Origin of the sequence: Staphylococcus sp. HL28 (assembly GCF_021117155.1) — a bacterium.
Taxonomy (GTDB): domain Bacteria; phylum Bacillota; class Bacilli; order Staphylococcales; family Staphylococcaceae; genus Staphylococcus; species Staphylococcus warneri.
In genome coordinates this window covers 1608295-1621119 of sequence record NZ_CP088218.1, presented here as the reverse complement: position 1 = coordinate 1621119, position 12825 = coordinate 1608295, and the positions used below count along the sequence as shown (strand labels likewise).

Sequence of the window (12825 nt, the reverse complement as noted above, 5' to 3'; positions counted from 1 at the left end):
TAACAAGCTTATCGTGTTAAACTAAACCTAGTCTAGATGAAGATGTTAGCGTATAATTTGAACAATATGTATTTTAGAAAAATCGATAGTAACGAAAGGTGATAACTATGGCAATTCAATGGTATCCAGGACATATGGCTAAAGCCAAAAGGGAAGTAAGTGAGCAATTAAAAAAAGTTGACGTTGTGTTTGAACTTGTCGATGCTCGTATTCCCTATAGTTCAAGAAATCCAATGATTGATGAAGTAATTAAACAAAAACCAAGAGTGGTTATTTTAAATAAAAAAGATATGACAAACTTGAAAGAACTAGAAAAATGGGAACAATATTTCGAAAAGAAAGGATATTATCCAGTTGCTGTAGATGCAAAGCATGGTAAAAATTTAAAAGATGTTGAGAAAGCAGCAATACAAGCTACTAAAGAAAAATTTGAGCGTGAAAAAGCAAAAGGTTTAAGACCAAGAGCGATTCGTGCAATGATTGTTGGCATACCTAATGTTGGAAAATCAACGCTCATTAATAAACTCGCAAATCGTAGTATTGCACAAACTGGTAATAAACCAGGTGTTACGAAACAACAACAATGGATTAAAGTGGGTACTTCTTTACAATTGTTAGATACACCAGGGATTTTATGGCCAAAATTCGAAGATGAAGAAGTAGGTAAAAAATTAAGCCTAACCGGTGCAATTAAAGATAGCATCGTTCATTTAGACGAAGTAGCCATTTATGGTCTTCAATTTATGATTGAAAAAGATTTAGATGGATTAAAAAAGCATTACAATATTGATGTTGATGAACAAAGTGAAATATTAGAATGGTTTGATGCGATTGGTCGTCGTAGAGGCCTTTTACAAAAGGGTAACGAAGTGGATTATGAAGCAGTTATTGAACTTATTATTTATGAAATCCGTAACGCTAAAATTGGCACATATTGTTTTGATATATATAAAGAAATGAAGCGTGACATTGAACATGGCTAAAACAATTAAAGAAATAAAATCAATTATTGATCAAATAGATTCGTTAGAGGTCCTTGAACAACACGAATGTAATAACGATGACCGTAAAGGTGTTCAAAAAGCTATTACCTCACGAAAAAAACAATTAGAAAAAGAATTAACATTAATTCGTAATTATGAAGACATGAATTTGTATGAAAATGATATTTTAGCTCAAAATAGCAAAGCATGTATATGTGGTATTGATGAAGTCGGAAGAGGTCCACTAGCTGGGCCAGTAGTGGCATGTGCAGTGATTTTAAATCCAGGCCATAGATATTTAGGTCTTAACGATTCTAAAAAAGTATCTGCTAAAAATAGAGCAGTCTTGAATCAACAGTTAATAGATGGCGTGACAGATTATGCATATGGTATCGCAACATCAGCAGAAATTGATGAAATGAATATCTATCAAGCAACACGATTGGCCATGCAACGCGCCATTGATCAATTAGAGGTTCAACCAACACATTTATTAATAGATGCGATGACTTTGGATAATGATATTAATCAAACATCGATTATTAAAGGCGATGCTAAAAGTGTTTCTATTGCAGCTGCAAGTATTATGGCTAAAGAGTACCGAGATAACTATATGAAGGATATAGCGAAACAATATCCTGGTTATGATTTTGAAAATAATGTTGGTTATGGTACTAAGGCTCATCTTGAAGGTATTGCTCAAAATGGTGTTATATCAGAACATCGCAAAACTTTTGAACCGATAAAATCAATCTTACAATAGTTTGAATTTTAAATTAATTGCAAAAAATATGGTGTATCAGTTTACAATAACGCTTTCATTTTTTATAATTAATAGGGAACTTAACCTAAGAAACAGGAGGATGGAAGATGAATATCCACGAGTATCAAGGTAAAGAAATATTTCGTTCAATGGGCGTAGCCGTTCCAGAAGGACGAGTAGCATTTACTGCTGAAGAAGCGGTGGAAAAAGCGAAAGAATTAGATTCAGATGTATATGTGGTTAAAGCACAAATACACGCTGGGGGTAGAGGTAAAGCAGGCGGTGTTAAAATTGCTAAATCACTATCTGAAGTTGAAACTTACGCTAATGAATTATTAGGTAAACAATTAGTTACACATCAAACAGGACCTGAAGGTAAAGAAGTGAAACGCTTATATATCGAACAAGGTTGCGATATTCAAAAAGAATATTATGTAGGTTTTGTAATTGATCGTGCTACTGATAAAGTGACTTTAATGGCTTCAGAAGAAGGCGGTACTGAAATTGAAGAAGTAGCTGCTAAAACACCTGAAAAAATCTTTAAAGAAACAATTGATCCGGTTGTAGGTTTATCACCTTACCAAGCACGTAGAATTGCTTTCAACATTAATATTCCAAAAGAATCAATTAATAAAGCAGCGAAATTCTTAATTTCACTATACAATGTATTCATTGAAAAAGATTGTTCAATCGTTGAAATTAACCCACTAGTAACTACTGGTGAAGGTGATGTTTTAGCATTAGATGCTAAACTTAATTTCGATGATAACGCTTTATTCAGACATAAAGATATTATGGAATTAAGAGACTTAGAAGAAGAAGATCCTAAAGAAATCGAAGCTTCTAAATATGATTTATCATATATCGCTTTAGATGGAGATATTGGTTGTATGGTTAATGGTGCAGGTTTAGCCATGGCTACAATGGATACAATCAATCATTTTGGTGGAAATCCGGCTAACTTCTTAGACGTTGGTGGCGGTGCTACTAAAGAAAAAGTTACTGAAGCATTCAAAATCATCTTAGGTGATGAACATGTTAAAGGTATCTTTGTAAATATCTTTGGTGGAATCATGAAATGTGACGTCATTGCTGAAGGTATTGTTGCAGCAGTTAAAGAAGTAGAGTTAACTTTACCACTTGTAGTACGTTTAGAAGGTACTAACGTAGAACGCGGTAAAGAAATCTTAAATGATTCAGGTTTAGCGATTGAACCAGCAGCTACTATGGCTGAAGGCGCTCAAAAAATTGTTAAACTTGTGAAAGAATCATAAGGAAAGGATGGGAACACTAAGATGAGTGTATTTATAGATAAAAATACTAAAGTAATGGTACAAGGTATTACAGGGTCTACTGCCCTTTTCCATACAAAACAAATGTTAGATTATGGAACACAAATTGTCGCAGGGGTAACACCTGGTAAAGGTGGACAAGTAGTAGAAGGTGTTCCAGTATTCAATACTGTAGAAGAAGCAAAACAAGAAACTGGTGCTAATGTATCAGTAGTATACGTGCCTGCACCATTTGCTGCAGACTCAATTTTAGAAGCTGCTGATGCTGAATTAGACATGGTTATTTGTATTACTGAACATATTCCTGTTGTAGATATGGTTAAAGTTAAACGTTATTTACAAGGTAGAAAAACACGTTTAGTAGGACCAAACTGCCCAGGTGTTATCACAGCAGATGAATGTAAAATTGGTATTATGCCTGGTTACATCCATAAAAAAGGTCACGTAGGTGTTGTATCTCGTTCAGGTACATTAACTTATGAAGCAGTTCACCAATTAACTGAAGAAGGTATTGGTCAAACAACTGCTGTGGGTATTGGTGGCGACCCAGTCAACGGTACTAACTTCATCGATGTATTAAAAGCATTTAATGAAGATCCAGAAACAAAAGCTGTTGTTATGATTGGTGAAATCGGTGGTACAGCTGAAGAAGAAGCAGCTGAATGGATTAAAGCTAACATGACTAAACCAGTAGTAGGATTCATTGGTGGTCAAACAGCACCTCCAGGAAAACGTATGGGCCATGCTGGTGCGATTATCTCTGGTGGTAAAGGTACAGCATCTGAAAAAATTAAAACTTTAAATAGTTGTGGTGTAGAAACTGCTGACACACCTTCTGAAATTGGTACAACATTAATCGAAGCAGCTAAAAAAGCTGGTATTTATGATGAATTATTAACTGTAAAATAATTATACGACTAATGTATGTAATGAGCTTAGACACTTATATGAGTGTCTAAGCTTTTTTGTGTGCGTGTATTAAAGTTATATTCTTGCTATTCATTTTACGTCCGAATGTCATTTCAGGTGTATAAAGAAGAGATGATTTTACTTCTTAAAAATTCATTACAAATCGTATAAATATGTTTGTTAACTGTAATGTTTTAATGAGTTATTTCTTTGTATAATTGGGCTAAAGGAGTAGTGAATTTGAACGAATACTTTTTACTTAAATTATACTGGTCACATTTTACAACCTCGCAAATCCATCAATTTTATCGGTACAACCCTCATATTTTCCAAATGAGCTCTAATGAACAAGAAACCTCATTATTATGTTGGATTAAACAACATCATCCTACGCTTTTATCTAAATTTCAAAAATACAAACAAATAAATATAGAAGAAATTATGAAAATTCTTCGACAATTACATGTAAAATATATCACTTATTTCGACGAGGATTATCCCTATTTATTAAAAGAAATCTATGATTATCCATTTATTCTATTTTATAAGGGAGACAAAAAATTATTTTTAAGTAATCAAACTTTGGCAATTGTTGGTGCTAGGAAATGTTCACATTATACGCATGAAGCACTGCATTATCTTTTTCCTTCATTTAAAGAAAAGAATATTACGATCGTTTCTGGATTGGCAGAAGGTGCCGATAGTGAAGCACACATACAAGCCGTGAAAAATAATTTACCAACCATTGCAGTTTTAGGGTTTGGTCATCATTATTATTATCCTAGAACGTCAGTTTCATTAAGAAATAAAATTGAGAAAAAGGGGTTAGTTATTTCAGAATATCCACCTTTTTCGCCAATTGCTAAATATAAGTTTCCAGAAAGAAATAGAATTATTAGTGGATTATCAAAAGGTGTCTTATTAACTGAGGCAAACGAAAGAAGCGGTAGCAGAATTACAGTGGATTGTGCATTAGAACAAAATAGAAATGTATATGTTTTACCGGGTAAATTATTTGATTCAAAAACAAAAGGGAATTTATTATTACATCAAGAAGGAGCTACTATTGTCGTTAGTTCAGAAGATATTTTACAAGACTATTTAAATTGATGAAATAGTTTGTATGAGACAATTAGACTTTATGAAAATGGATTAAAATCATTAAAGAAATGAATGGGAAATTAAATAAAAGTTAAAACAAAATGCTTGATAAAATATTAAAACATTGACAAAAACAAAATTAAACGTTTATCATTTATCTTTAGTAATTAGATTAGCAAGGGGGAAATCACTTTGGCAGATAATTTAGTCATAGTTGAGTCGCCTGCAAAAGCTAAAACCATTGAAAAGTATTTAGGAAAAAGATATAAAGTTATTGCTTCAATGGGACACGTTCGTGATTTACCTAGAAGTCAAATGGGCGTGAACACTGAAGATAACTATGAACCCAAATATATAACAATACGTGGTAAGGGTCCTGTTGTAAAAGAATTAAAAAAGCATGCAAAAAAGGCTAAAAAAGTTTTTCTAGCTAGTGACCCTGACCGCGAAGGTGAAGCGATTGCTTGGCATTTATCAAAAATATTAGAATTAGAAGATTCAAAAGAAAACAGAGTTGTATTTAATGAAATAACAAAAGATGCAGTCAAAGATAGTTTCAAACACCCTAGAGGAATTGAGATGGATTTAGTAGACGCACAACAAGCACGTCGTATTCTAGATAGATTAGTAGGTTATAATATTTCTCCTGTATTATGGAAGAAAGTTAAAAAAGGTTTATCAGCAGGACGTGTACAATCTGTAGCATTGAAACTCGTTATTGATAGAGAAAATGAAATTAGAAACTTTAAACCAGAAGAATATTGGACAATTGAAGGTGAGTTTAGATATAAAAAGTCTAAATTTACTGCCAAATTCCTTCATTATAAAAACAAACCTTATAAATTAAATAAAAAAGAAGATGTTGAAAAGATTACTGCAGCGTTAGATGGAGACGAGTTTGAAATAACAAACGTTAATAAAAAAGAAAAAACACGTAATCCAGCTAATCCGTTTACAACGTCTACGCTTCAACAAGAAGCAGCACGTAAATTGAATTTTAAAGCGCGTAAAACAATGATGATTGCGCAACAACTTTATGAAGGTATTGATTTGAAGCGACAAGGAACAGTTGGTTTAATTACCTATATGCGTACTGATTCAACGCGTATCTCAGACCAAGCTAAATCAGAAGCTAAAAATTATATCATTGATAAGTATGGCAATGAATACGTATCTAAAAGAAAAGCATCTGGTAAACAAGGGGATCAAGATGCCCATGAAGCTATAAGACCTACAAGCACATTAAGAACACCAGAAGAAATGAAATCGTTCTTAACACGTGATCAACATCGATTATATAAATTGATATGGGAACGTTTCGTGGCGAGTCAAATGGCTCCAGCTATTTTAGATACAATTGCTTTAGACGTCACTCAAAACGACATTAAATTCAGAGCTAATGGTCAGACAATAAAATTTAAAGGTTTCATGACATTATATGTTGAAACTAAAGACGACAAAGACAGTGATAAGGAAAATAAATTACCTAAATTAGAACAAGGTGATAAAGTCACTGCTACACAAATTGAACCTGCACAACATTTTACACAACCACCACCGAGATATACGGAAGCTCGATTAGTTAAAACGTTAGAAGAATTAAAAATTGGACGACCTTCTACGTATGCACCAACGATAGATACAATTCAAAAACGTAACTACGTTAAACTTGAAAGTAAACGTTTTATGCCAACTGAATTAGGTGAAATCGTTTATGAACAAGTTAAAGAATACTTCCCAGAAATTATCGATGTTGAATTTACTGTTAATATGGAAACATTACTCGATAAAATTGCAGAAGGTGACATGAATTGGCGAAAAGTTGTTGGTGACTTCTACAATAGTTTCAAACAAGATGTTGAACGTGCTGAAGAAGAAATGGAAAAAATCGAGATAAAAGATGAACCAGCTGGAGAAGACTGTGAAGTTTGTGGCTCTCCAATGGTTATCAAAATGGGAAGATACGGAAAATTCATGGCATGTTCCAACTTCCCAGATTGTCGAAATACAAAAGCAATCGTCAAGACTATCGGTGTTAAGTGTCCTACATGCAAAGATGGAGAAGTAGTTGAACGTAAATCTAAGAAAAATAGAATTTTTTATGGTTGTTCAAATTATCCAGAATGTGATTTCATTTCATGGGATAAACCAGTTGGTAGAGATTGTCCAAAATGTAATCATTATCTCGTTGATAAGAAAAAAGGTCGAAGCAGCCAAGTCACTTGTTCAAATTGTGATTACAAAGAAGAAGTACAAAAATAGATATGACTTATATAAAAATAGCTACACAATCAAGTTGTGCGAGCTATTTTTATAGTTTAAATAAAGATCATAAATCGTTAAAATATAACCAAAAGAAGTCTACAGGAGGCATAAGCATGACACAAACAGTCAATGTAGTTGGTGCAGGTTTAGCTGGTTCCGAAGCTGCATATCAATTAGCAGAAAGAGGAATTAAAGTTAATTTAATAGAAATGCGCCCAGTTAAACAAACACCTGCGCATCATACAGATAAATTCGCAGAGTTAGTATGTTCAAACTCATTAAGAGGTAATGCACTTACAAATGCTGTAGGTGTATTGAAAGAAGAGATGAGACGCTTAGATTCTCTAATTATACAAGCTGCAGATAAAGCTAGAGTACCAGCAGGAGGCGCTCTTGCAGTTGATAGACATGATTTTGCTGGCTATATCACTGATACACTTAGAAATCACCCAAATGTAACAGTTTTAAACCAGGAAGTACACAGTATTCCAGAAGGATATACAATCATTGCTACTGGACCACTTACTACAGAAAATTTAGCACAAGAAATCGTAGATATTACAGGCAAAGATCAATTGTACTTCTATGATGCTGCAGCACCTATCATCGAAAAAGATTCAATAGATATGGATAAAGTTTATTTAAAATCTAGATATGATAAAGGAGAAGCAGCATATTTAAACTGTCCAATGACTGAAGAAGAGTTTGATCGTTTTTATAATGCTGTATTAGAAGCGGAAGTAGCTCCAGTTAATGAATTTGAAAAAGAAAAATATTTTGAAAGCTGTATGCCGTTTGAAGTCATGGCAGAACGCGGTAGAAAAACATTGCTTTTTGGGCCAATGAAACCTGTTGGCTTAGAAGATCCTAAAACAGGTAAACGTCCATTTGCGGTTGTTCAATTAAGACAAGATGATGCAGCGGGCACGTTATATAATATTGTTGGTTTCCAAACGCATTTAAAATGGGGTGCGCAAAAAGAAGTTATTAAATTAATCCCAGGATTAGAAAATGTAGATATCGTACGATATGGTGTGATGCACAGAAACACATTTATTAATTCACCAGATGTGTTAAACGAAAAGTATGAATTAATTGGTCATGAAAATATTTACTTTGCAGGACAAATGACAGGTGTGGAAGGTTACGTTGAAAGTGCAGCAAGCGGATTAGTTTCAGGGATAAACTTAGCACATAAAATACTAGATAAAGGTGAGGTTATTTTCCCTAGAGAAACAATGATTGGTAGTATGGCTTATTATATTTCACATGCTAAAAATGAAAAGAACTTCCAACCAATGAATGCCAACTTTGGTTTATTACCATCATTAGAAAAGAGAATTAAAGATAAAAAAGAAAGATATGAAACACAAGCAAATCGTGCATTAGAATATCTTGAAAATTATAAAAAGACTTTATAATTTTTTAAGAACATGAACTAGGTGGCTTATGCTATCTAGTTTTTTTATTGGTTATGATTGATGAAGGTATATGTTACAATTCTCGAAAGATTTTGAATTGAATATCAAATCACTGTAAGCCCTACCATAGATATGCTACAATTCAATATGATGGAGGCGAAATTTATTGAATGATATTCAAAAAGCGTTTCTCTATATGTTAAAAGTAGAACGAAATTTTTCTGATCACACGCTTAAATCTTATCATGATGATATTGTGCAATTTAATGATTTTTTATATCAGGAATCTTTAGATTTAAATGACTTTGAATATAAAGATGCGAGAAATTATTTAAGTTTTTTATATTCGAAAAATTTGAAAAGAACTACAGTTTCACGTAAAATTTCTACGTTACGTACTTTTTATGAATATTGGATGACACAAGATGAGTCAGTTGTTAATCCATTTGTTCAACTTGTACACCCTAAGAAAGAACAGTATCTACCTCAATTTTTTTATGAAGAAGAAATGGAAGCTTTATTTAAAACAGTAGAGACTGATAGTAAAAAGGGTATGCGAGATAAAGTCATACTTGAACTATTATATGCAACAGGTATACGTGTTTCTGAGTTGGTGCATATCAAAACACAAGATTTAGATATGAAGTTACCTGGTGTTAAAGTATTAGGTAAAGGTAATAAAGAAAGATTTATTCCTTTCGGCGAATTTTGTAAGCAAAGTATAGAACGATATTTAAAGGAATTTAAACCTTTAAAACATGTTGATCATGACTATTTAATCGTAAATATGCAAGGTCAACCAATAACAGAAAGAGGAGTTAGATACGTACTTAATGATGTGGTGAAACGTACGTCAGGTGTAACGAACATTCATCCCCATAAATTACGACATACCTTTGCAACACATTTGTTAAACCAAGGTGCGGATTTAAGAACAGTGCAATCATTACTCGGTCATGTTAATTTATCAACCACAGGGAAATATACACACGTATCTAATCAACAATTAAGAAAAGTTTATCTTAATGCACATCCTCGAGCAAAAAAGGAGAATGAATGATGGATAACTCATTACATGCAACTACGATATATGCTGTAAGACATAATGGTGGCGCAGCAATGGCCGGTGACGGACAAGTCACATTAGGACAACAAGTGATTATGAAACAAACAGCAAGAAAAGTAAGACGTTTATACGATGGAAAAGTACTAGCAGGGTTTGCAGGTAGCGTTGCCGATGCGTTTACACTTTTTGAAAAGTTTGAAACTAAACTTCAACAATTTAGTGGTAATCTTGAAAGAGCAGCCGTTGAACTTGCACAAGAGTGGCGAGGAGACAAACAACTGCGTCAGTTAGAAGCAATGTTAATTGTTATGGATAAAGATGCGATTTTAGTAGTCAGTGGTACAGGAGAAGTGATTGCACCAGATGATGATTTAATTGCTATTGGTTCAGGCGGAAATTATGCATTAAGTGCAGGTCGAGCACTTAAACGACACGCAGGACAAATGTCCGCAGAAGAAATGGCTTACGAGAGTTTGAAGGTAGCATCTGACATTTGTGTTTTCACAAATGATAATATTATAGTTGAAACATTATAAATATCAATAATCAATCGAGCAAATTGATTTGTAGTAAATATAAATAACATTAATTTCAGTAAGTAAGAAAATTGGAGGTAATCCATGTATGGATACAAATGGCATAAAATTAACACCGAAAGATATTGTATCTAAATTAAACGAATATATCGTAGGACAAGATGACGCGAAAAGAAAAGTAGCCATTGCCTTACGTAATAGATACAGAAGAAGCTTATTAGATGAAGAATCAAAACAAGAAATTGCACCTAAAAATATTTTAATGATTGGACCAACAGGTGTAGGTAAAACTGAAATAGCACGTAGAATGGCCAAAATTGTAGGTGCACCATTTATTAAAGTTGAAGCAACTAAATTTACAGAAGTTGGCTATGTAGGTCGTGACGTTGAGAGTATGGTCAGAGATTTAGTTGATGTGTCAGTGCGATTAGTTAAAGATGAAAAGAAAGAAATGGTCAAAGATGAAGCAACACAAAAAGCTAACGATAAATTAGTGAAGCTACTCGTTCCTAGCATGAAGAAAAAAGCATCTCAGGGCAATAATCCCTTAGAATCTTTATTTGGTGGCGCAATTCCAAACTTCAATCAAAATAATGAAGAAGAGGAAGAACCACCAACCGAGGAAATTAAAACTAAACGTTCTGAAATCAAAAAGCAACTTGAAGAAGGAAAACTTGAAGAAGAAAAAGTGCGTATCAAAGTTGAACAAGATCCTGGCGCTTTAGGAATGTTAGGTACTAACCAAAACCAACAAATGCAAGATATGATGAATCAACTTATGCCGAAAAAGAAAGTTGAACGTGAAGTTCCTGTTAAGACAGCACGTAAAATACTTGCGGATGACTTTGCGGATGAATTGATTGATCAAGAAACAGCAAATCAAGAAGCATTAGAGTTAGCTGAACAAATGGGAATTATCTTTATCGATGAAATCGATAAAGTGGCTACAAATAATCAAAACAGTGGTCAAGATGTTTCAAGACAAGGTGTTCAACGTGATATCTTACCAATTCTTGAAGGTAGCATGATTCAAACTAAATATGGTACTGTAAATACTGAACATATGCTATTTATTGGCGCTGGTGCATTCCACGTGTCTAAACCTAGTGATTTAATTCCAGAGCTACAAGGACGATTTCCAATTAGAGTCGAACTTGATAGTTTATCAGTAGAAGATTTCGTTAGAATTCTTAAAGAACCTAAATTATCACTAGTTAAACAATATGAAGCTTTACTTCTCACAGAGGAAGTAACAGTTAACTTCTCAGATGAAGCTATTACACGATTAGCTGAAATTGCATATCAAGTCAATCAAGATACTGATAATATTGGTGCTCGTCGATTACACACAATTTTAGAAAAAATGTTAGAAGATTTATCTTTCGAAGCACCGAATATGCCACATGCTGTTGTTGATATCACACCACAATATGTTGATGATAAATTAAAATCAATCTCAACGAATAAAGATTTAAGTGCATTTATTCTATAAAAATAAAAAGAAGGAGAAAAATTATGAGCTTATTATCTAAAACAAGAGAGTTAAACACGTTATTACAGAAACACAAAGGCATCGCAGTAGATTTTAAGGACGTTGCACAAACGATTAGTAGCGTTACAGTAACTAATGTATTTATTGTGTCGAGAAGAGGTAAAATTTTAGGGTCGAGCTTAAACGAATTACTTAAAAGTGATCGTATTATTCATATGCTTGAAGACAGACATATCCCAGCAGAATATACAGATCAATTAATGGATGTTAAAGAAACGCAATCAAATATTGATATTGATAATGTTTTAACGGTATTCCCACCAGAAAATAGAGAAGTGTTTGTTAATAGTAGAACAACAATATTCCCTATTTTAGGCGGAGGAGAAAGATTAGGTACGTTAGTTTTAGGAAGAGTTCAAGATGATTTCAATGAAAATGATTTAGTTTTAGGTGAATATGCTGCAACTGTCATTGGTATGGAGATTTTACGTGAAAAGCACAATGAAGTTGAAAAAGAAGCACGAGATAAAGCATCAATAACAATGGCGATCAATTCATTATCTTATTCAGAAAAAGAAGCCATCGAACATATCTTTGATGAATTAGGTGGTAACGAAGGATTATTAATTGCTTCTAAAGTTGCTGATAGAGTCGGTATTACTCGTTCAGTAATTGTAAATGCACTTCGTAAATTAGAAAGTGCTGGTGTCATCGAGTCACGTTCATTAGGTATGAAAGGTACATTTATCAAAGTTAAAAAAGAAAAATTCTTAGATGAATTAGAACGTAATAAATAAATTTATTGAGGTTTAGGGACGACTATTGAGGTGCCTAAACCTTAATTTTTGTGAGAAATTAAGAGCGATATTTGGTAGCACATTAGAAATCAAAAATTAATAATCAATGACACTATATGATGTTTGTTTTAATCGATCATTTATTAGTCAAAAGGCATTGCAATCAACGTCGAATTATGATATATTTATTTTCGGCTATA

The 12825-nt window shown here is 33.2% G+C and carries 11 protein-coding genes; all 11 read left to right on the top strand.

Annotated features, from left to right (window positions below; translation table 11 throughout):
* The first annotated feature begins 107 nt into the window (after positions 1 to 107).
* Complete coding sequence (ylqF, locus tag LPC11_RS07755; RefSeq protein WP_023375174.1) at positions 108 to 983, top strand: ribosome biogenesis GTPase YlqF; 876 nt, start codon at positions 108 to 110, stop codon at positions 981 to 983.
* Positions 976 to 1746: a ribonuclease HII gene (locus LPC11_RS07750; RefSeq protein ID WP_023375175.1), complete on the top strand. Its 771-nt coding sequence runs from the start codon at positions 976 to 978 to the stop codon at positions 1744 to 1746. Before ylqF ends, LPC11_RS07750 begins: the two co-directional genes overlap by 8 nt.
* 107 nt (positions 1747 to 1853) lie before the next feature.
* On the top strand, positions 1854 to 3020 hold the full coding sequence (gene sucC, locus LPC11_RS07745) for an ADP-forming succinate--CoA ligase subunit beta (RefSeq protein WP_023375176.1): 1167 nt from the start codon (positions 1854 to 1856) through the stop codon (positions 3018 to 3020).
* A 21-nt stretch (positions 3021 to 3041) separates the two neighbouring features.
* A complete protein-coding gene (gene sucD, locus LPC11_RS07740) occupies positions 3042 to 3947 on the top strand; it encodes a succinate--CoA ligase subunit alpha (protein ID WP_002466045.1) in 906 nt (301 codons plus the stop codon).
* A 240-nt stretch (positions 3948 to 4187) separates the two neighbouring features.
* Positions 4188 to 5057 carry a DNA-processing protein DprA gene (dprA, locus tag LPC11_RS07735; RefSeq protein ID WP_041613962.1) on the top strand — a complete coding sequence of 290 codons (870 nt, stop codon included), beginning with the start codon at positions 4188 to 4190 and terminating at the stop codon, positions 5055 to 5057.
* A gap of 177 nt (positions 5058 to 5234) precedes the next feature.
* Positions 5235 to 7310 (top strand): type I DNA topoisomerase, encoded by a 2076-nt coding sequence (topA, locus tag LPC11_RS07730; protein ID WP_231307395.1) that lies wholly within the window; start codon positions 5235 to 5237, stop codon positions 7308 to 7310.
* Between the two features lie 116 nt (positions 7311 to 7426).
* Entirely contained in the window at positions 7427 to 8734 is a 1308-nt protein-coding gene (trmFO, locus tag LPC11_RS07725) for an FADH(2)-oxidizing methylenetetrahydrofolate--tRNA-(uracil(54)-C(5))-methyltransferase TrmFO (RefSeq protein ID WP_023375179.1), read from the top strand.
* Between the two features lie 166 nt (positions 8735 to 8900).
* Positions 8901 to 9794 (top strand): tyrosine recombinase XerC, encoded by an 894-nt coding sequence (gene xerC, locus LPC11_RS07720; protein ID WP_041613964.1) that lies wholly within the window; start codon positions 8901 to 8903, stop codon positions 9792 to 9794.
* Positions 9791 to 10336, top strand: coding sequence for an ATP-dependent protease subunit HslV (gene hslV, locus LPC11_RS07715; RefSeq protein WP_002450559.1), 546 nt, complete (start codon positions 9791 to 9793; stop codon positions 10334 to 10336). Before xerC ends, hslV begins: the two co-directional genes overlap by 4 nt.
* Positions 10337 to 10424: 88 nt before the next feature.
* Positions 10425 to 11828, top strand: a complete 1404-nt coding sequence (gene hslU / locus LPC11_RS07710) for an ATP-dependent protease ATPase subunit HslU (protein ID WP_023375181.1) — start codon at positions 10425 to 10427, stop codon at positions 11826 to 11828.
* Positions 11829 to 11851: 23 nt separating this feature from the next.
* Positions 11852 to 12625, top strand: a complete 774-nt coding sequence (gene codY, locus LPC11_RS07705; protein ID WP_002450557.1) for a GTP-sensing pleiotropic transcriptional regulator CodY — start codon at positions 11852 to 11854, stop codon at positions 12623 to 12625.
* Positions 12626 to 12825 lie beyond the last annotated feature (200 nt).

Coding starts and splice junctions, on each gene's coding strand:
- ylqF (WP_023375174.1), top strand. CDS start 108: ATGGCAATTCAATGGTATCCAGGACATATGGCTAAAGCCAAAAGGGAA.
- LPC11_RS07750 (WP_023375175.1), top strand. CDS start 976: ATGGCTAAAACAATTAAAGAAATAAAATCAATTATTGATCAAATAGAT.
- sucC (WP_023375176.1), top strand. CDS start 1,854: ATGAATATCCACGAGTATCAAGGTAAAGAAATATTTCGTTCAATGGGC.
- sucD (WP_002466045.1), top strand. CDS start 3,042: ATGAGTGTATTTATAGATAAAAATACTAAAGTAATGGTACAAGGTATT.
- trmFO (WP_023375179.1), top strand. CDS start 7,427: ATGACACAAACAGTCAATGTAGTTGGTGCAGGTTTAGCTGGTTCCGAA.
- hslV (WP_002450559.1), top strand. CDS start 9,791: ATGATGGATAACTCATTACATGCAACTACGATATATGCTGTAAGACAT.
- hslU (WP_023375181.1), top strand. CDS start 10,425: ATGGATACAAATGGCATAAAATTAACACCGAAAGATATTGTATCTAAA.
- codY (WP_002450557.1), top strand. CDS start 11,852: ATGAGCTTATTATCTAAAACAAGAGAGTTAAACACGTTATTACAGAAA.